Origin of the sequence: Streptomyces chartreusis, assembly GCF_008704715.1 — a bacterium.
In the GTDB taxonomy this organism is placed as follows: Bacteria; Actinomycetota; Actinomycetes; order Streptomycetales; family Streptomycetaceae; genus Streptomyces; species Streptomyces chartreusis.
The window spans coordinates 5092856-5109955 of sequence record NZ_CP023689.1; the positions used below are offsets into that span (position 1 = coordinate 5092856).

22 protein-coding genes and 1 tRNA gene are annotated in these 17100 nt (G+C 71.2%); 3 read left to right on the forward strand and 20 right to left on the reverse strand.

Annotated elements, in window-relative coordinates; translation table 11 throughout:
* Nucleotides 1-12: 12 nt before the first annotated feature.
* The 4 genes from CP983_RS22175 to CP983_RS22190 form a co-directional block, all read right to left on the reverse strand.
* Nucleotides 13-483 carry a PPOX class F420-dependent oxidoreductase gene (locus CP983_RS22175; RefSeq protein WP_107905058.1) on the reverse strand — a complete coding sequence of 157 codons (471 nt, stop codon included), beginning with the start codon at nt 481-483 and terminating at the stop codon, nt 13-15.
* 50 nt (nt 484-533) lie between these two features.
* Nucleotides 534-1358, reverse strand: a complete 825-nt coding sequence (locus tag CP983_RS22180) for a YceI family protein (RefSeq protein ID WP_150501330.1) — start codon at nt 1356-1358, stop codon at nt 534-536.
* Between the two features lie 96 nt (nt 1359-1454).
* Nucleotides 1455-3896, reverse strand: a complete 2442-nt coding sequence (locus CP983_RS22185; protein WP_167537893.1) for an MFS transporter — start codon at nt 3894-3896, stop codon at nt 1455-1457.
* Between the two features lie 82 nt (nt 3897-3978).
* A complete protein-coding gene (locus CP983_RS22190) occupies nt 3979-4479 on the reverse strand; it encodes a MarR family winged helix-turn-helix transcriptional regulator (RefSeq protein ID WP_107905064.1) in 501 nt (166 codons plus the stop codon).
* Nucleotides 4480-4684: 205 nt separating this feature from the next.
* Between CP983_RS22190 and CP983_RS22195 the strand changes: the two genes are divergently transcribed.
* Nucleotides 4685-4879 (forward strand): hypothetical protein, encoded by a 195-nt coding sequence (locus tag CP983_RS22195; RefSeq protein ID WP_093746569.1) that lies wholly within the window; start codon nt 4685-4687, stop codon nt 4877-4879.
* 27 nt (nt 4880-4906) lie between these two features.
* Here CP983_RS22195 and CP983_RS22200 read toward each other — a convergent pair whose 3' ends face one another.
* From CP983_RS22200 to CP983_RS22240, 9 genes are all read right to left on the reverse strand, one after another.
* Nucleotides 4907-5701, reverse strand: a complete 795-nt coding sequence (locus tag CP983_RS22200; RefSeq protein WP_150501334.1) for a hypothetical protein — start codon at nt 5699-5701, stop codon at nt 4907-4909.
* A gap of 39 nt (nt 5702-5740) precedes the next feature.
* Nucleotides 5741-6661, reverse strand: coding sequence for an RNA polymerase sigma factor SigF (locus tag CP983_RS22205; protein ID WP_107905069.1), 921 nt, complete (start codon nt 6659-6661; stop codon nt 5741-5743).
* 268 nt (nt 6662-6929) lie between these two features.
* Nucleotides 6930-7784, reverse strand: coding sequence for an RNA polymerase sigma factor SigF (locus CP983_RS22210; protein WP_030952812.1), 855 nt, complete (start codon nt 7782-7784; stop codon nt 6930-6932).
* Between the two features lie 177 nt (nt 7785-7961).
* Complete coding sequence (locus CP983_RS22215) at nt 7962-8255, reverse strand: Dabb family protein (RefSeq protein ID WP_030952811.1); 294 nt, start codon at nt 8253-8255, stop codon at nt 7962-7964.
* Nucleotides 8252-8431 carry a hypothetical protein gene (locus tag CP983_RS22220; protein WP_030952809.1) on the reverse strand — a complete coding sequence of 60 codons (180 nt, stop codon included), beginning with the start codon at nt 8429-8431 and terminating at the stop codon, nt 8252-8254. Before CP983_RS22220 ends, CP983_RS22215 begins: the two co-directional genes overlap by 4 nt.
* Before the next feature lie 162 nt (nt 8432-8593).
* Nucleotides 8594-8678: transfer RNA gene (locus tag CP983_RS22225), tRNA-Ser, on the reverse strand.
* A 63-nt stretch (nt 8679-8741) separates the two neighbouring features.
* On the reverse strand, nt 8742-9173 hold the full coding sequence (tadA, locus tag CP983_RS22230) for a tRNA adenosine(34) deaminase TadA (RefSeq protein ID WP_107905076.1): 432 nt from the start codon (nt 9171-9173) through the stop codon (nt 8742-8744).
* A 38-nt stretch (nt 9174-9211) separates the two neighbouring features.
* Entirely contained in the window at nt 9212-9742 is a 531-nt protein-coding gene (locus CP983_RS22235; protein ID WP_107905078.1) for a tRNA adenosine deaminase-associated protein, read from the reverse strand.
* 315 nt (nt 9743-10057) lie between these two features.
* Nucleotides 10058-10252 carry a hypothetical protein gene (locus CP983_RS22240; protein WP_030952803.1) on the reverse strand — a complete coding sequence of 65 codons (195 nt, stop codon included), beginning with the start codon at nt 10250-10252 and terminating at the stop codon, nt 10058-10060.
* 138 nt (nt 10253-10390) lie between these two features.
* On the opposite strand from CP983_RS22240, the gene upp reads away from it, so the two are divergent.
* Nucleotides 10391-11026 carry a uracil phosphoribosyltransferase gene (gene upp, locus CP983_RS22245; RefSeq protein ID WP_107905080.1) on the forward strand — a complete coding sequence of 212 codons (636 nt, stop codon included), beginning with the start codon at nt 10391-10393 and terminating at the stop codon, nt 11024-11026.
* 27 nt (nt 11027-11053) lie between these two features.
* Here upp and CP983_RS22250 read toward each other — a convergent pair whose 3' ends face one another.
* Both CP983_RS22250 and CP983_RS22255 read right to left on the reverse strand, forming a co-directional pair.
* Nucleotides 11054-11671 (reverse strand): LytR C-terminal domain-containing protein, encoded by a 618-nt coding sequence (locus tag CP983_RS22250; protein WP_150506800.1) that lies wholly within the window; start codon nt 11669-11671, stop codon nt 11054-11056.
* A gap of 134 nt (nt 11672-11805) precedes the next feature.
* A complete protein-coding gene (locus tag CP983_RS22255; protein ID WP_003999914.1) occupies nt 11806-12102 on the reverse strand; it encodes a type II toxin-antitoxin system VapB family antitoxin in 297 nt (98 codons plus the stop codon).
* 255 nt (nt 12103-12357) lie between these two features.
* Here CP983_RS22255 and CP983_RS22260 point away from each other — a divergent pair, with 255 nt between their 5' ends.
* Nucleotides 12358-14016 (forward strand): helicase HerA-like domain-containing protein, encoded by a 1659-nt coding sequence (locus tag CP983_RS22260; RefSeq protein WP_150501336.1) that lies wholly within the window; start codon nt 12358-12360, stop codon nt 14014-14016.
* Nucleotides 14017-14095: 79 nt separating this feature from the next.
* On the opposite strand, the gene CP983_RS44970 is transcribed toward CP983_RS22260, so the two are convergent.
* The 5 genes from CP983_RS44970 to CP983_RS22280 form a co-directional block, all read right to left on the reverse strand.
* Nucleotides 14096-14221: a hypothetical protein gene (locus CP983_RS44970; protein ID WP_255345793.1), complete on the reverse strand. Its 126-nt coding sequence runs from the start codon at nt 14219-14221 to the stop codon at nt 14096-14098.
* Nucleotides 14222-14267: 46 nt separating this feature from the next.
* Nucleotides 14268-14588: a hypothetical protein gene (locus CP983_RS22265; RefSeq protein ID WP_229915003.1), complete on the reverse strand. Its 321-nt coding sequence runs from the start codon at nt 14586-14588 to the stop codon at nt 14268-14270.
* Between the two features lie 98 nt (nt 14589-14686).
* Nucleotides 14687-15367 carry an HdeD family acid-resistance protein gene (locus CP983_RS22270; RefSeq protein ID WP_150501338.1) on the reverse strand — a complete coding sequence of 227 codons (681 nt, stop codon included), beginning with the start codon at nt 15365-15367 and terminating at the stop codon, nt 14687-14689.
* 309 nt (nt 15368-15676) lie between these two features.
* On the reverse strand, nt 15677-16270 hold the full coding sequence (locus CP983_RS22275) for an HhH-GPD-type base excision DNA repair protein (protein ID WP_107905342.1): 594 nt from the start codon (nt 16268-16270) through the stop codon (nt 15677-15679).
* 90 nt (nt 16271-16360) lie between these two features.
* Nucleotides 16361-17080 (reverse strand): siderophore-interacting protein, encoded by a 720-nt coding sequence (locus tag CP983_RS22280; RefSeq protein WP_107905088.1) that lies wholly within the window; start codon nt 17078-17080, stop codon nt 16361-16363.
* Between the last annotated feature and the right edge of the window lie 20 nt (nt 17081-17100).

Here is a 17100-nt window from a genome sequence, read left to right on the forward strand (position 1 = left end):
ACCCCCTACCCCCTAGGCGCCCTCAACCAGCCGCGCGGGAAACCCACCCGTGGCCACCGGCCCCCACTTCTCCGGCGTGACCCGAATGATCGACTTCCCCTGCTTCAGCATCGCCGCCCGGTACTCGTCCCAGTCGGGGTGCTCCCCGGCGATGTTCCGGTAGTACTCCACGAGCGGCTCCACCGACTCCGGCGAGTCGATGACCTCCGCGGTCCCGTCGACCTGCACCCACGGCCCGTTCCACTCGTCGCTGATCACAAGGACGCTGACCCGCTCGTCCCGCTTCGCGTTCCGCGTCTTGGCCCGCTCCGGATACGTGGACATCACGATCCGCCCCGAGTCGTCGACCCCGCAGGTCAGCGGAGAGGCCTGCGGGCTGCCGTCCGCCCGCCGGGTCAGCAGGACGGCGCGATGCCGGGGTCGTACGAAGTCGAGCAACTCTTCGAGCGAGACGCGGGTGTTGGTCGCGATGTTCGGTGCCATGGAACGCAGCCTAGGGGCCGACGGGTCCGTTCTGCCTGACCCTGCCGTGGTCACGCTTGCGGCAGTGTCTCCCCCTGCACCGCCTGGATGTCCAGCTCCACCTTCAGCGTCGTGCCGATGGCGGCGATGCCCGCCTGCACGACCTGGTTGTAGTTCATGGCGAAGTCGTCCCGGTGCAGTTCCGTCGTCGCGCGGAACGCGGCCCGCGTCCCGCCCCACGGGTCGGCGCCCGTGCCGAGGTAGGCGAGGTCGAGGTCGACCGGCCGCAGGACACCGTGCATGGTCAGCTCGCCGTGCACGGTCCAGCGGTCGGTGCCCGCGGCGGCCGTCAGGCCCGTCGACCGGTAGGTGATCTCGGGGTACTTCTCGACGTCCAGGAAGTCCGGCGACTTCAGATGCCCGTCGCGCATGCCGTTGCCCGTGTCGATCGAGTCGGCCCGGATGACCGCCTCCACACGGGACTTGGCGATGTCGTCCGGCGCGATCTCGATGGCGCCGGAGAACCGCGTGAACCGGCCGTGCACGCTGGAGATGCCCAGGTGCTGGGCCACGGCGGCCACGCTGGAGTGCGCCGGGTCGACGGTCCACGGTCCCGGCGGCGGCAGCTCCGTGCCGCCCTGGCGGGCCAGGGTCACCGTGCCGACCTCGGCGCGGCCGCTCGCGGTGACGATCGCGCTCGCGGCGGCGGGCGCGTAGCCGACCGCGGTGACGATGACGGTGTGCGCCCCAGGGGCCAGCGGATCCGCGTCCCGTACGGCCCCCTCCGCGTCCGCCTCCAGACGCAGCACCTGCGTCCCGGTCATGTCCGTCACCGTGACGACCGCGTGCGACACGGCCCACCCGTCCCGGGTACGGATCCTCGCGGTCAGTCCCATCTCACGTACTCCTCAGAAGGTCTCAAGAAGAACCGGCCCGCGGCGGGCGACGCACCTCCGCTCAGAGCGCGCCGCCCGCCACGGGCCGGAGTCGAACTACTCGCCGGGATGGGCGAGTTCGATGTCGTGGTCGTCGGTGCCGGGGCCGGTCAGCGTCAGGGCGGTCGCCACCGGCGGGTAGCCCGTCGCGATGACCGTGTACTCGCCGCCGTCCAGGTCGGTGAAGGCGTACGCCCCGTCCGTCCCGGTGGTGGCGGTGCCCACGACGTTGCCCGCCGCGTCGACCAGGGTCACGCGGGCGTCGGCCAGCGGTCCGTGCGGTGCCCGTACGACACCCTGGACCTGCGCGCCGGCCTCCAGGTCGACCTCGATCCGGGTGACCCCGGTGCCGCCGACCTCGACGGGCAGGGCGCGCGGCCGGTAGCCGGCGGCGTTCACCGCGACGGTCACGGCACCCGGCACCAGCTCGGCGAAGCTGAACTCGCCCTGCTCACCGGTGGCGGCGGTGGCCAGCAGGTCCCCGCGCACATCGGTCACGATCACCATCGCGTCCTTCACCGGCAGCGCGCTCTGCGAGGTGCGCACGACGCCGCTCAGGCCGCTGGTGCCGCTGAGCAGGATGTCGTAGGCCACCGGCTCGGCACCGCCCACGACGATCGTGGAGGCCTGCGGCTGGAAGCCGTCGGCGGAGGCGATCAGGACGTACGATCCCGCGCCCGGCGCGTCGACCGCGTAGGAACCGTCGGCCTGCGCGACCGAGCGGCCCAGCTGCCGGCCGGCCAGCGAGATCAGCGTGACCGCCGCCTGCGGCACGGGCGCGCTCTCGGCGCCCCGCACGAAGCCGCGGACCGGGACACCGCCGGACGGCGCGCCGCCGGTCTCCTCGGCACGGGCCACCGTGGCGACGGCGGCGAGCCGCTGGGTGCCCTCGGGGCCGGTCTCGGTCTCCGAGGCGGCGACGGCCCAGCTCGGCACCCGCTCCTCGGCCGCGGCCGGTGCCGCCGCCGGGGTCTCGGCCGGTTCCGGGCTGTCGGCTTCGGCGGCCTGCGCCATGGCGCCCTTGGTCTTCAACGGGACCTCCTTGATGAACAGGGCGAACAGGAGGGCGAGGAAGGCGATCGGCGCGGCGTACAGGAAGACGTCGGCGACGCCGTGGCCGTACGCGCTCTCGATGACCGTGCGCACCGGGCCGGGCAGCGAGTCGAGGTCGGGGATCTCACCGTGGCCGGAGGAGCCCTGCACGCCGAGCTTGGTGAGGCCCTCCTCGGCGTAGTGGGTGATCCGGTGGCTGAGGACCGCGCCCAGCGCGGAGACGCCCATGGCGCCGCCGAGGGAGCGGAAGAAGTTCACGACCGAGCTCGCGGCACCCAGGTCGCTCGGGGCGACCTGGTTCTGCGTGGCGAGGACCAGGTTCTGCATCATCATGCCGACGCCGAGACCCAGCAGGGCCATGAAGATCGCGACGTGCCAGTACTCGGTGTCGTAGCGGATCGTGCCGAGCAGCCCGAGGCCCGCCGTGACCAGCACACCGCCGGCCAGCAGCCAGGCCTTCCAGCGGCCGGTGCGGGTGATGACCTGGCCGGAGACGGTCGAGGAGATGAACAGGCCGACGATCATCGGGATGGTCAGCACGCCGGACATGGTCGGCGACTCGTTGCGCGCCAGCTGGAAGTACTGGCTGAAGAAGATCGTGCCCGCGAACATCGCGATGCCGACGAACAGGGAGGCCAGCGAGGCCAGCGTGATGGTGCGGTTGCGGAACAGGCGCAGCGGGACGATCGGCTCGCTGGCCTTCGTCTCCACGAAGACGAAGATCAGCAGCAGCGCGAGCGCGCCACCGGTCATCGCGCCGGTCTGCCAGGACAGCCAGTCGTACTTGTCACCGGCGAAGGTCACCCAGACCAGCAGCAGGCAGACCGCGGCGGTGATGAAGAAGGCGCCGGCCCAGTCGACCTTGACCTTCCGCTTGACCACGGGCAGGTGCAGGGTGCGCTGGAGCACGATCAGGGCGATGACCGCGAAGGGCACGCCGACGTAGAAGCACCAGCGCCAGCCGAGCCAGTCGGTGTCGGTGATGACGCCGCCGATCAGCGGGCCGCCGACCATCGCGGTGGCGAAGGTGGCGCCGAGGTAGCCGTTGTAGCGGCCGCGCTCACGCGGGGAGATCATCGCCGCCAGGATGATCTGAGCCAGCGAGGACAGACCGCCCATGCCGATGCCCTGCACCGCGCGGAACGTGATGAGCATGGCCGGGTTCTGCGACAGACCGGCCAGCGCGGAGCCGGCCACGAAGACGACCAGGGCCAGCTGTATGAGCAGCTTCTTGGAGAACAGGTCGGCGAGCTTGCCCCACAGGGGTGTGGACGCGGTCATCGCCAGCAGCGACGCGGTGACCACCCAGGTGTAGGCGCTCTGGCCGCCGCCGAGGTCCTTGATGATGTCGGGCAGAGCGTTGGAGACGATCGTCGACGACAGGATCGCGACGAACATGCCGAGCAGCAGCCCGGTCAGCGCTTCCATGATCTGCCGGTGCGACATCGGAGCGCCGGCCGGCGCTCCTGAGTGCTTGGCGTGCGCCCGCACACCGGCTGGTGTGGTCGTTGCCATGGGGTTCCTTTTCCTACTGGGTGATCGCGGGTGTACGGGTGGGGTGTTCGGGTCGGTCGGGGGGTGCCGGCGGCCGGTGCGCGGAACGGCAGTCGTCGAAGCTGGCCCGCAGGCGGGTCATCAGCCCGGTGAGCTGGGCGACCTCCTCGTCGGTCCAGTCGCTCAGCCGCTCGGCGAGCAGCTCGGTGGTCAGCCGGGACATCTCCCGGACGCGGTCCTCGCCCGCCGGGGTGAGGCGCAGAATGCGGCTGCGCTTGTCCGCCGGGTCGGGGGAGCGCTCGATCCAGCCGCGCTCGGCCACATGGGCGACATGGCGGCTGGTGACCGACATGTCCACGGCCAGCAGCTCGGCGAGCTTGCTCATGCGCATGTCCCCGTGGCGGCTCAGCAACGTCAGTACGGCGGCGGAGCCGGACGGGCAGTCGGACGGCAGGATCCGTCCCATCTCCCTCTTCACGGCGCCGAAGGCGCTGAACTGACGGACCAGCTCCTCGTACTGCGCCTGCTCGGCCATCACACCTCCGTCGGTTGTTGCTTAGGGCAACCATAGAAGCGTTTGGTTGCTACAGGCAAATAAATGAGGGTGGTGCGATACAAAAACTTGGCAAAGGCAAGTATTGCGACCGTAAATGTGCAGGTGGGGCGGGTTCTGTGGCCCCCTGTGCAGGGGTCGGGCCCCCACTTGGGCCGCACGGGCGGATTCGCTAGGGTCTCAGGCCATGGCTAACACCCAGGGCCCCCAGGGCAACCACGACCCCGCAGGCAGCACCCAGATGTTCCGCGCGTTCGTCGACGAGGGCCCGCAGGGCGGTCGGCAGCAGCAGGCTTCTTCCGGTCCGCGCATCGGCATGATCATCGGCGTCGTCGCCGCGGTCGTGATCGTCGCGGCGGTGGCCTGGCTGGCGCTCAAGTAGTCGCCGCCGGCTCCCGCCGGCGCCGGTTCACCTCCACTGGACGGAGACGTCCTGCGTCTCGATGTGCATGCCGAGCGGCACGCGCCAGGCGTCGACGCACACCGTCCAGGTCTTCTCCTTGCGCTCCCCGGCCCCGATCGGCGCCGGGAGCTCCTCCGACGACTCGATCGTCGCCCAGTCGATGCCGAGCGCGCCGATGATGTGGGTGCCGAAGGTCACGGTGCCCGAACGCACGGGCGTGCCGCCCGAGTTGCGCAGGTCGAGCGTCACCTTCTCGCACCACCGCTTGTCCGCGGGCTTCCGCACCGGGTCGCTCACGGCCAGCTTCGCGGGCGAGGGCGGCGCCGAGGACGCCGGGCCGCCGCCCGAGCTCCCGGACGAACCGCCGGATGAACCGCCGGGCGTGGTGGCCGAGCCGGCCGGTGTGTCCGCGGGGCCCCGGGTGCCGCTCGGGGGACCGGCGGGACCGTCCGCCCCTTCCGGTCCGGTCCCCGCGGCCGATGTCGGCCCCTGACTCCCCTCCGAGCCGGGGGAGTTGCCGGACCCGGCCCCATCACTGCCGCTCCCGCCCGTGCCGCTGTCCGAGGCGCCGACGCTCTCCGGTCCGTCGAGCGGCACCAGCGTCACCTCGCCCGTCGGCGCGGCCGCCGTACCCGAGACGCGGGGCGGGCCTCCCGCCGCTCCCGTGGCGACGTACCCGTCGTCGCCCCCGCCGCCTCCGCACGCGGCCAGCGTCCCGCCGAGACAGACGACGGCCGCCGACGCGCCGATCAGGGCGCACCGACGGCCATGTGTCGAGGTCGTCCAAATCCGCCGAAGCATCGGGCCATGGTGGCTGACGCTCCGTCAAATATGAAGGGGTCAGTCGGAGATGAGCCCCTCGCGCAGCTGAGCCAGGGTCCGGGTCAGCAGCCGGGAGACGTGCATCTGGGAGATGCCGACCTCCTCGCCGATCTGCGACTGGGTCATGTTGGCGAAGAAGCGCAGCATGATGATCCGCCGCTCACGGGGCGGCAGCTTGGCCAGCAGCGGCTTGAGGGACTCGCGGTACTCGACGCCCTCCAGGGCGGTGTCCTCGTAGCCGAGCCGGTCCGCGAGCGAGCCCTCGCCGCCGTCGTCCTCCGGGGCCGGGGAGTCCAGCGAGGAGGCCGTGTAGGCGTTGCCGACCGCGAGGCCGTCGACGACGTCCTCCTCGGACACGCCCAGCACGGTGGCCAGTTCGGTGACCGTCGGGGAGCGGTCGAGCTTCTGGGAGAGCTCGTCGCTGGCCTTGGTGAGTGCCAGGCGCAGCTCCTGGAGCCGCCTGGGCACCCGCACCGACCAGGACGTGTCGCGGAAGAACCGCTTGATCTCGCCGACCACGGTCGGCATCGCGAACGTCGGGAACTCCACGCCCCGTTCGCAGTCGAAGCGGTCGATCGCCTTGATCAGGCCGATGGTGCCGACCTGGACGATGTCCTCCATCGGCTCGTTGCGCGAGCGGAAGCGGGCCGCCGCGTAGCGCACGAGCGGGAGGTTCAGCTCGATCAGCGTGTCCCGGACGTACGCACGTTCGGGGCTGTTCTCGTCCAGTGCGGCGAGCCGCAGGAACAGGGAGCGGGACAGGGTGCGGGTGTCGATGTCCGCCGTGGCCGGAACGGCCGGCAGATCAGCAGCCGGAGCGGCTGGGAGATCGGCGGCCGGAAGGGCCTCCAAGGCCGGTACATCGTCGAGCGCGGCGTCGGGCGCGGACTCGCTCTTCGTGAGCGTGAGCACCTTCGAGCTGCCCTGGTCTGCGGACATGCCACCCCCTTTGGGTCGCGGGACGGTCGTGGCGAACGCTCCGATCGAGGAACGCCGGCCTTCACCTGAATACCGGAGCCGAAGCCACGGCAAACGCGCTTCCCGAAGAATGTCACATGTCGGCAACACGCTGTAGTGACATGTCGACATGTGAGACTTGAATCCGCCCTGGATAAAGGGGGTCTGACGGTATTTCGGGCCAGAACTGTCGGGATCCGCCCTGGTGAGCGATTCAGCCGCGACGGTGACCGATCGATCCTCTATACGGTTACGCGTCGATCCGGTTAGCCGAACGCAGCCGCTGGAAGCTACGCGCGAGTAGCCTCGATACGTGCATCTGGGACACCCCGAGTTCCGCACTGATTTGCGACTGGGTGAGGTTGCTGTAGTACCGCAGAAGAAGGATTCTCTGCTCGCGCTCGGGGAGTTGCACCAGTAGATGCCGTACGAGGTCCCGGTGCTCCACGCCGTCCAGGGCCGGGTCCTCGTAGCCGAGCCGGTCCAGCAGTCCGGGCAGCCCGTCGCCCTCCTGGGCGGCCTCCAACGAGGTGGCGTGGTACGACCGTCCGGCCTCGATGCAGGACAGCACCTCGTCCTCGGTGATGCGCAGCCGCTCGGCGATCTCGGCGGTCGTGGGGGTGCGCCCGAAGCTCGTGGTGAGGTCCTCGGTCGCGCTGTTGACCTGAACCCACAGCTCGTGCAGCCGGCGCGGTACGTGGACCGTGCGGACGTTGTCCCGGAAGTACCGCTTGATCTCGCCGACGACGGTCGGCATCGCGAACGTCGGGAACTGCACGCCCCGGTCCGGGTCGAAGCGGTCGATGGCGTTGATGAGCCCGATCGTGCCGACCTGGATCACGTCCTCCATCGGCTCGTTGCGGGAGCGGAAGCGGGCGGCCGCGTAGCGCACGAGCGGGAGGTTCGCCTCGATGAGCGCCCCGCGCACGCGGTTGTGCTCCGGCGTGCCCGGCGTCAGCTCCTTGAGCTCCCCGAAGAGGACCTGGGTGAGTGCCCGGGTGTCCGCACCCCTGCTGCGGGGCGGCGGGGACGCGGGCGTGTCCTCCTGGGTCGGGGCTTGAGGCGCAGTACTGGCCGGCACGGTCAACTCCACCTCGTGATCCATCAACTCATCCGTCAAAAGCGGTCATAGCATCACAAGACAGTTCATTGTGTTCAAGTACCGCATAATCCCGTGTTGAGAATGGCAGGATGCGCAAGACACGCGAAACCCCCCGCCGTTACGGCGGAGGGCTCCGGGTGGACAGAGGGGCGGCGCGGCTCGGGAGAGGTGTGGCGCGGCTCAGAATTCGTAGTCGGCGATCACCCAGGTGGCGAACTCCCGCCACAGGGCGACGCCCGCCTGGTGCTCGGGGTGCTCGGCGTAGACGCGCAGGGCGGCCGTGTCCTCGAAGGCGGAGTTGATGGCGAAGTCGTAGGCGATGGGGCGGTCGCTGAAGTTCCAGCCCAGCTCCCAGTGGCGCAGCTCGGGGATCTTGCCCTCCAGCGAGCGGAAGGCCTCGACGCCCGCCACGACCCGGGGGTCGTCGCGCTCGACACCCTCGTTCAGCTTGAACAGGACGAGGTGGCGGATCATGAGTCTCCTCCGTTGGCGATCCAGGTCATGAAGTCGCCGATGGCCTTCGCGGCGTCCGAAATGCCCTCGAACCCTACCTGGACGTAGTCCGCCGCCTTGGCCGGGTCGGTGATGATCACGTAGAGCGCGAAGACCGCGAGCACGTAGACGGCGATCTTCTTCGAATTCACCGCCATCGCGGCCTCCCCTGTGGCTGGTGTGCCTGCCATGCCTGCCGTGCCGATTGAGTCGAAAGAGCCGAAAGAGCCTCGGGTTACCGGCGGTGAGTGTAACCTTCGCCCCTCTCCGGAGATCAACAGCACGAAGGGCCCCGTCCATTGGACGGGGCCCCTCTTCAGCGGTAGCGGAGGGATTTGAACCCTCGGTGACTTGCGCCACACTCGCTTTCGAGGCGAGCTCCTTCGGCCGCTCGGACACGCTACCGAGGGAGACCTTACAGCACGCCGGGCCATGCTCTGAAATCGGTATTCGTACGCCGGAAGCGGCTCAGCGGCTCCGGAAGAAGTCCGTGAGCCGGCGGGCGCACTCCTCGGCGAGCACGCCCTCGATCACCTCGGGCCGGTGGTTGAGTCTGCGGTCGCGTACGACGTCCCAGAGGGAGCCGGCCGCGCCCGCCTTCTCGTCCCGGGCCCCGTAGACGACCCGGTCCACCCGGGACTGCACGATCGCGCCGGCGCACATCGTGCAGGGCTCCAGCGTGACCACGAGCGTGCAGCCGGTCAGCCGCCACTCGCCGAGTTCCGCCGCTGCCCTGCGGATCGCCAGCACCTCGGCGTGGGCGGTCGGATCGCCGGTCGCCTCGCGTTCGTTGTGGCCGGCGCCCAGCACGGTGGTGCCGTCTGCGGACAGCAGGACGGCGCCGACGGGGACGTCCCCGCCCCGGACTGCCTGTTCGGCCTCGTCCAGGGCGAGCTGCATCGCCGCCCGCCAGCGGTCGCGTACGGGGTCGAACGAGGTCAGCGGACGGTCTCCAGGACCTCCGAGGCGCCCAGCGCCTCGGCGATCGTGCTGAGGGCGTCCTCGGCGTCCAGGGACTTCAGCTCCTTCTCGCCGACGCCGAGGTCGTCGAGGATCTCGCTGTCGCCGACGGGGCTGTGCGGCACCGCGTCGGCGCCGCTGCCGTCCTCGTCGTCCTCGGAGTCGCCGTCGGGCTCCTCCGTGCCGTCGAGGTCCAGGGAGTCGAGGTCGGCGTCGTCGTCGCCGGGCTCCCTTCCGAGCAGTTCGTCGGTGAGCAGGATCTCGCCGTAACTGCTGCGGGCGGCTGCTGCGGCGTCCGAGACGTAGATACGGGGGTCGTCCTCGCCGTCGATGCGGACGACGCCGAACCAGGCGTCCTCCTGCTCGATCAGCACCAGCACCGTGTCGTCCTCGGGAGAGGCTTCACGGGCCAGGTCGGCCAGATCCGACAAGGTCTCAACATCGTCGAGCTCTGTGTCGCTCGCTTCCCACCCGTCTTCGGTGCGCGCGAGCAGTGCGGCGAAGTACACCGTGACTCTCCCACTGGTCATAGGCGTGCCGGTTGGGGGTCCCCCCGGCGGAGGTCGAGGTGGGGCGGCTTCGGGACCGAGCCCCACCCACTCGGAATCGTGGCAGAAACTAGGCGTTCAGGGGACGTCTTCGGCTCCCTGTGTCCGGCAGTTTCGATCGCGTAGGCCCGAGGGGTTCCGCGAGCATGTCCGCGATGGACCCACCAGCGCACTCGTTGCCGCCACGTGCGGATCGTACGCGGCTTTTCCGGGGTGTCCACGCACGCCCACCGCCCAACCAGGCGCAGACCAGCCGATCTTCCCGTGCGACTCGCCCTACCAGCGGAACGTGCGCATGCGCAGGGCGTGCCGCAGACGGGCCGCCTTGGCGCGGCGCGGCTGTACGCGGTCCCGCAGTTCCCGGGCCTCGGCGAGTTCCCGCAGGAACTGGGCCCGGCGCCGCCGGCGCGCGGCGTCGCTCTCGTCCGGCGCGTCCTGCGTGGGACGCTCCGGGGATTCAGGATCAGGCATCGGCTCACCACCCCCGCTACGTCCCTCCCACTTTCCCTCGGATGGGCGGTTTGATGCCAGCGCACGGGTGATGCCGCGGCCCGTGGCTTGCCGCGTGCGGGGGCGCCGGGCATACCCGGCCCGGTTAATGTTGTGGACATGCGTCTCCACGTCGTCGACCACCCTCTGGTCGCCCACAAGCTCACCACGCTGCGCGACCAGCGCACCGACTCCGCGACCTTCCGTCGGCTGGCCGACGAGCTGGTCACCCTGCTCGCCTACGAGGCCACGCGGGACGTGCGTACCGAAGCGGTCGACATCACGACCCCGGTCACCGCCACCACCGGCGTCAAGCTGTCCTACCCGCGACCGCTGGTCGTGCCGATCCTGCGCGCCGGGCTCGGCATGCTGGACGGCATGGTCCGGCTGCTGCCGACCGCCGAGGTGGGCTTCATGGGCATGGTGCGCGACGAGGAGACCCTCCAGGCCTCCACGTACGCCACGCGCATGCCGGAGGACCTCTCCGGGCGCCAGGTGTACGTCCTGGACCCGATGCTGGCCACCGGCGGCACGCTGGTCGCGGCGATCCAGGAGCTCATCAAGCGCGGCGCGGACGACGTGACCGCGGTGGTGCTGCTCGCCGCGCCCGAGGGTGTGGAGCTGATGGAGCGGGAGCTGGCGGGGACGCCGGTGACCGTGGTGACGGCCGCCGTCGACGACCACCTCAATGAGCACGGGTACATCGTGCCGGGGCTGGGTGACGCGGGAGACCGTCTCTACGGGGCGGCCGAGTAGCGGGCGGGAGCCCCTTTCGGGGCTCTGCTAGCAGCCCTTCTTCGAAGCCGAGGGCGTCGGCTTCGGGTTGGACAGGGCCGTCAGGGCCTTCTCGGCGTCCGGCTTCTTCGTGAGTTCCTTGAAGCGGTCACCGATGATCAGGTCGACGGTCGCACCCTTGCGAGTGGCGTCGGTGCGGCGTTCGGCCGTGGTCAGCTGGGTGGCCAGGACCGGCAGCGAGGTGTTCAGGGAGGCGGCCGGGCCGAGCAGCAGCCCGGTGCCCTTCACCTTCTTGTCGTAGTCCTTCGTCGCGTTGCCCACGTCGCCGATCTTGAACCCGCGCTTCTTCAGCTCGTCGGCCGTCTGCTTGGCGAGCCCGCTGCGGGTCGTGGCGTTGAGCACGTTGACGGTGATGCCGGCCGGCTTCGGCAGCGGCGCGGTCGCCTCGGGCGAGGGCGTCGCCCTGGTCCCGCAGTCGGACTTGGGGCCGGCCGCCGATGCCTCTCCGCCGCCGCCCGTGAAGACGTCGACGAGCTGGAGCGTGCCCCAGCCGGCGACGCCGAGCGCGGTGACGGAGACGACGGCGAGCACGACGAACCTGCCGCGCCGACGACGGCGCCGCAGCCGTGGGTACTTGTCCCCCTTGATGCGGTACTGGCCGCCCATGCCAGGGGGAGTCAGCATGCTCATGGGCGCAGCGTAGTGCGCCCGGGCGGCAATGCCTACTAGATGATCATTCGACGGCGCACGGACCTACCCGAAAGGGGCAACGGGGGACGCCCGGGCGTGTCAGCCCGGGGTCAGTCCAGTTCCAGGACTCTCGCGTGCAGCACCTGGCGCTGCTGGAGCGCCGCGCGCACCGCGCGGTGCAGGCCGTCCTCCAGATACAGGTCGCCCTGCCACTTCACGACGTGCGCGAAGAGGTCGCCGTAGAACGTCGAGTCCTCGGCCAGCAGGGTTTCCAGATCGAGCTGACCCTTGGTCGTCACGAGCTGATCGAGGCGGACCGGGCGCGGCGCGACGTCCGCCCACTGCCGGGTGCTTTCCCGGCCGTGGTCGGGGTACGGCCGGCCGTTTCCGATGCGCTTGAAGATCACACGGAAAGCCTACCGGTCAAGACGTTCCGGGCGCAGCCATGGCGCCGTAGTGCGACGCTGGAAAAGATGTGGCAAACCGGGATGAAACGGCAAAGGTCGCGGGAATGACGGCCGGATCGGAAGCCGGAACGGGCCCGTACGGAAGCCGAGGTGGCGACCGGGGCGGGTCGAACACAGTGCCGGATCGCGGCCGGACGTCGTGCCGGACCGGAGCCGGCCGCCCGTCCGAGGGCGGGGAGCGCGCGGAGGGCTGACATGAGCGACCGCAAGAGCACGCCCAAGGCCGGGACGGGGGCCGGGACCGCGCCGCGGGCCGCCGCTCCCGAGGTGTCGGCACGTGCCGCCGCCCTGCCGCGGGAGGCCCTGGAGATCGCCGCCGGCTACGCCTTCACCGGGCCCGCCCTGCACCTGGGTGCCCTGCTCTGGGAGGGCGGCTGTCTGCCCGACGCGCAGGTCCGGGTGCCGTTGCCCATGCTCAACCGGCACGGCCTGGTCGCGGGCGCCACCGGCACCGGCAAGACCAAGACGCTCCAGCTGATCGCCGAGCAGCTGTCGGCGCAGGGTGTGCCGGTGTTCCTGGCGGACGTGAAGGGCGATCTCTCCGGGGTCGCGGCGCCGGGGCAGCCGGGCGACAAGGTCGGCGCGCGGGCCGCCGAGGTCCAGCAGCGGTGGGCGGCGAAGGGGTGTCCCGCCGAGTTCTACGCCCTGGGCGGCATCGGCCGCGGCATCCCCGTGCGGGCCACGATCACCAGTTTCGGTCCGGTGCTGCTCTCCAAGGTCCTGCGGCTGAACCCGACCCAGGAGCAGTCCCTCGGGCTGATCTTCCACTACGCCGACACCAAGGGCCTTGATCTGGTCGACCTCAAGGACCTCAGGGCCGTCGTCGCCTTCCTGACCTCGGACGAGGGCAAGGGCGAGCTGAAGGGCATCGGAGGGCTGTCGACCGCCACCGCCGGGGTGATCCTGCGCTCCCTCACCGCCTTCGAGGCGCAGGGCATGGCCGACTTCTTCGGGGAGCCGGAGTTCGACACGGGCGAGCTCCTGCGGATCGCGCAGGACGGGCGGGGCGTGGTGTCGGTGCTCGAACTGGCCGCCGTGCAGGACAGGCCGCAGCTGTTCTCGACGTTCCTGATGTGGCTGCTGGCCGACCTCTTCCACGATCTGCCCGAGGTCGGGGACGCCGACCGGCCGAAGCTGGTGTTCTTCTTCGACGAGGCGCATCTGCTGTTCGACGACGCGTCCGAGGCGTTCCTGGACGCGATCACGCGGACCGTGCGGCTGATTCGCTCGAAAGGGGTCGGCGTCTTCTTCGTGACGCAGACGCCGAAGGACGTGCCCGCCGACGTGCTCGGCCAGCTCGGCAACCGGATCCAGCACGCGCTGCGCGCCTTCACGCCGGACGATCAGAAGGCGCTGAAGGCCACGGTCAAGACGTTCCCCAACTCGTCGTACGACCTGGAGGAACTCCTGACCGGCCTCGGCACCGGCGAGGCCGTGGTGACGGTCCTCAGCGAGAAGGGCGCCCCGACACCGGTCGCCGCGACCCGGCTGCGGGCCCCGGAGTCGCTCATGGGTCCGCTGGACGCAGCCGAGCTGGAGCGGGCGGTGACGTCGTCCGCGCTGTACGGGCGGTATGCACAGGCTGTGGACAGAGAGTCGGCGTACGAGAGGCTCCAGGCCTCGCGCGGGGGCAAGGGGCCCGACGAGATCCGTGGGGGCAAGGGCCCGGACGAGATCCGCGAGGCGGTCGGCGGGGCCGGTGAGCACAGGGCCCGGCAGCAGAAGGAGCAGCCCTCCGTCGTCGAGCAGGTCGTCGGGAGCGGCATGTTCAAGTCCCTGGCTCGGTCGGTCGGCACGCAGATCGGGCGGGAGATCACCCGATCGGTCTTCGGCACGGCCCGCCGCAGGCGGTAGATCCGGGCGGGTCCGGCCGGTCGAAGTGCGGCGCGGCGGAGGCGGTGACCCGGAGAAGTCCGCCTCCGCCGCGGCCGCGTCAGCCGCGCTCCCGGTCCTTCCGGGGGAGCTGCGGCTTGTCCTTCTTCGCCGACGGTTTCGGCGTGTTGCGTGCGGCTTCGGCGCGCAGCAGGGCGCGCAGGACCGCGTAGTGGTCGGTGGGCATGACTGTGCTCCTCGCGTCGTACCGATTGACCTCTTCGCGAGGTCTGTCAGCAGCGCAGGACCACGGTGCGCAGGACGTGCGGGACGTACGGCGGCCGGGGCGGCGCGCAGCGCCGGGCGCTCGCCGGGGTGCCGGTGGCCGGCCCCGGGGGCGGACCCGGTCGCTGCCGTACGGAGGTGCGCCGCTCGGCGCGGGCCACGGGCCGCAGGGCCGTGTCGAGGACGTCCTGCTCGGCGATCTCGGCGGCAGCCGCCACCGGGGGCAGGGCGTGCGCCTGCGCGTGTGCGCCCGGTACCAGGAGCGCGAGCAGCAGCACGAGGACCCGCAGCCAGGTGCGGCTGCGCGAGCGGCATCGTGCGGTACTCACGGAAGGTCATCTCCCCCGGGGCCGTACGGCGTTCATCCCGTTCGGCGGGAGAACCGCCCGCACGGCGTACGGGGCAGGGGTGGGGATCACTGTGCGTGTCACAGTTCGCGCGGCACCCGGCCGGCCATTTTCCGCAGCCGCAGCGCGGTGACCAGCTCGACCAGGCCGACCGTCACCAGCCAGCATCCGCCCAGCACCATCAGCACCGTGACGGACTCGACCGGCGAGACGATCAGCACGACGCCGGCGAGGAAGGTGGCGACGCCGAGGAGGATCTGCCAGCCGCGGGCCGGCACCGAGCTGTCGGACGCGGCGGCCAGGGCCTGGGTGACGCCGCGGAAGAGCCAGCCGATCCCGATCCACAGCGCCAGCAGCAGGATCGACTGCATCGCGCCCCGGAAGCAGAACAGGCCGAGCAGGACCGACACCGTGCCGCTGACGAAGGCCAGCACGCGCAGCGAGGTCGTGCGGTGGGTGCCGAAGGCGGCGACCAGTTGGAAGACGCCGCTGATCAGGAGGTAGAGGCCGAAGAGGATCCCGGCGACCCGCAGCGAGGCGTCCGGCCACACCAGGACGAAGACGCCCAGGACCAGGGAGGCGACGCCGGTGACCAGGACGACCTGCCAGGCGGCGCGGGACAGGGCGTGCAGCGGGCCTTCGAAGGGCGGCTCGGGCTCGTGCGGGGCAACGGGGCCCGGAGGTCCGGCCGGATGGCCGGCGTGGACCCGGCGGTCGTCGTAGTCCCGGCCCCAAGGGGAGCCGCCCGGCGCCTCGGTCATGCTCCATGCTGAGAACGAGACACCACGGCCCGCCATTCGGGACGGGCCAGTCGGCTGATGCAGGTGCCCGCTCGTGCCGGGACGCCGCCGGGAACGCGGCCGCACCGCTCGGGGCGGCCGATCGGTTAATGCCGGCGCGCGCCCGTGCGGGGGTCGCCGCTGGGGATGGGCCCGCAGCGCTCGGGGCGGGCCGGCCGGCTGACGCCGACGCCCACCCGCGCGGGGGTCGCCGCTGGGCACGGAGCCGCGGCGCCCGCCATCAGGGGCTCGGCCGGTCGGCCGGCGCCGGTACCCGCCCCCGTGGGGACGCTACTTGCGGGCTGTCTTCGCCGCCTTGGCCGCCGCCTTCATCTCCTGTTTGTGTGCGCGCACCTTGGTCAGTGACTCGGGGCCGGTGATGTCGGCGACGGAGCGGAAGGACTCCGACTCGCCGTAGGCGCCCGCGGCCTCCTGCCAGCCCTTGGGGTGGACGCCCAGCTGCTTGCCCAGCAACGCCAGGAAGATCTGGGCCTTCTGCTTGCCGAACCCGGGCAGGTCCTCCAGCCGGCGCAGCAGCTCGCGCCCGTCGTCGACGCCCTTCCAGACGAGCTCGGCGTCGCCGTCGTAGCGCTCGACGAGGTACTGGCACAGCTGCTGGATCCGCTTGGCCATGGAGCCCGGGTAGCGGTGCACGGCCGGCTTCTCGGACAGCAGGGCCACGAAGGCGTCCGGGTCCTGGGCGGCGATGTCGTGCGCGTCCAGGTCGTCGGCGCCGAGCCGGTCCGCGATCGTGCGGGGCCCCTTGAACGCCCACTCCATCGGAACCTGCTGGTCCAGCAGCATGCCGACGAGCGCGGCGAGCGCGCTGCGGCCGAGGAGTTCGTCGGCCTCGGGGTCCTGGGCGAGATGCAGGGTGACGTCCATGCCCCCGATGATGCCGCGCGCGCCGCCCGGACGCGCGCGGGGATGCCGGTCCGGCACGGGCGCATCAAGGGGGGTGCGCCCGTGCCGGGATCAGGGGCGCCAGTACCCCAGCGCGTTCACCCGCTGCTTGGGCAGACCGAGCTCCTTGCGGACGTAGGAGGTGAGGGCGCGGGTGGTCGCCGTGTCGCAGGCGATCCAGACGTACGGATCCGGCGTGTCGGCGAGCAGGCCGGGCAGGTTCTCCTTCACCTGGGCGACCAGGTGGGCCCCCGAGTCGCGCCGCGGCAGGGTCCGTACGTCGTGGCGGGACTCCTCCGCGCGGAAGGGCAGGCCGTCGCGCTCGCCCTCGAACCACACCGTGGCCGGGGCCGCGTCGAGGGTGTCGAGCAGGGAGTTGAGGGCCGGCAGGGAGGCCGTGTCGGCGATGGCGAAGACATGGGAGGGGGCCGGTTCGGGTTGGGTGAAGCCGGTGCCGTGGATGGTCGCCTCGATGGTGTCGCCGGGCTTCGCCGTGCGCGCCCAGTCGCTGGCGACGCCCTCGTGCAGGGCGAACTCCAGGCTGAAGGTGCCGGCCCCGGGGTCCGGGTCGACGAGGGTGTAGGCGCGCTGATGGGGCTTGCCCGCGTTGTCGAACCACAGCCGGACCCACATGGTGGGGTGGACGCCGGTCGCCGCCAGCATGCCGCCGTCCGTGAGGTGCACGCGGCGGTAGTGCTCGGTGACGTCCTCCGCGCCCGTCACCGTGAACACGAAGTCCTTCGCGCGCAGCAGCTTCAGGACCGCGCCCTCCCAGCCGTGCCCCTGCCCCATGAGCTCTTCACCCTTCGCGT

Bases quoted from the DNA above. Each gene is read 5' to 3' on its own strand.
- CP983_RS22175 (WP_107905058.1), bottom strand. From the start codon at position 483: ATGGCACCGAACATCGCGACCAACACCCGCGTCTCGCTCGAAGAGTTG.
- CP983_RS22180 (WP_150501330.1), bottom strand. From the start codon at position 1,358: ATGGGACTGACCGCGAGGATCCGTACCCGGGACGGGTGGGCCGTGTCG.
- CP983_RS22185 (WP_167537893.1), bottom strand. From the start codon at position 3,896: ATGTCGCACCGGCAGATCATGGAAGCGCTGACCGGGCTGCTGCTCGGC.
- CP983_RS22190 (WP_107905064.1), bottom strand. From the start codon at position 4,479: ATGGCCGAGCAGGCGCAGTACGAGGAGCTGGTCCGTCAGTTCAGCGCC.
- CP983_RS22195 (WP_093746569.1), top strand. From the start codon at position 4,685: ATGGCTAACACCCAGGGCCCCCAGGGCAACCACGACCCCGCAGGCAGC.
- CP983_RS22200 (WP_150501334.1), bottom strand. From the start codon at position 5,701: ATGCTTCGGCGGATTTGGACGACCTCGACACATGGCCGTCGGTGCGCC.
- CP983_RS22205 (WP_107905069.1), bottom strand. From the start codon at position 6,661: ATGTCCGCAGACCAGGGCAGCTCGAAGGTGCTCACGCTCACGAAGAGC.
- CP983_RS22210 (WP_030952812.1), bottom strand. From the start codon at position 7,784: ATGGATCACGAGGTGGAGTTGACCGTGCCGGCCAGTACTGCGCCTCAA.
- CP983_RS22215 (WP_030952811.1), bottom strand. From the start codon at position 8,255: ATGATCCGCCACCTCGTCCTGTTCAAGCTGAACGAGGGTGTCGAGCGC.
- CP983_RS22220 (WP_030952809.1), bottom strand. From the start codon at position 8,431: ATGGCGGTGAATTCGAAGAAGATCGCCGTCTACGTGCTCGCGGTCTTC.
- tadA (WP_107905076.1), bottom strand. From the start codon at position 9,173: ATGCAGCTCGCCCTGGACGAGGCCGAACAGGCAGTCCGGGGCGGGGAC.
- CP983_RS22240 (WP_030952803.1), bottom strand. From the start codon at position 10,252: ATGCCTGATCCTGAATCCCCGGAGCGTCCCACGCAGGACGCGCCGGAC.
- upp (WP_107905080.1), top strand. From the start codon at position 10,391: ATGCGTCTCCACGTCGTCGACCACCCTCTGGTCGCCCACAAGCTCACC.
- CP983_RS22250 (WP_150506800.1), bottom strand. From the start codon at position 11,671: ATGGGCGGCCAGTACCGCATCAAGGGGGACAAGTACCCACGGCTGCGG.
- CP983_RS22260 (WP_150501336.1), top strand. From the start codon at position 12,358: ATGAGCGACCGCAAGAGCACGCCCAAGGCCGGGACGGGGGCCGGGACC.
- CP983_RS44970 (WP_255345793.1), bottom strand. From the start codon at position 14,221: ATGCCCACCGACCACTACGCGGTCCTGCGCGCCCTGCTGCGCGCCGAA.
- CP983_RS22270 (WP_150501338.1), bottom strand. From the start codon at position 15,367: ATGACCGAGGCGCCGGGCGGCTCCCCTTGGGGCCGGGACTACGACGAC.
- CP983_RS22275 (WP_107905342.1), bottom strand. From the start codon at position 16,270: ATGGACGTCACCCTGCATCTCGCCCAGGACCCCGAGGCCGACGAACTC.
- CP983_RS22280 (WP_107905088.1), bottom strand. From the start codon at position 17,080: ATGGGGCAGGGGCACGGCTGGGAGGGCGCGGTCCTGAAGCTGCTGCGC.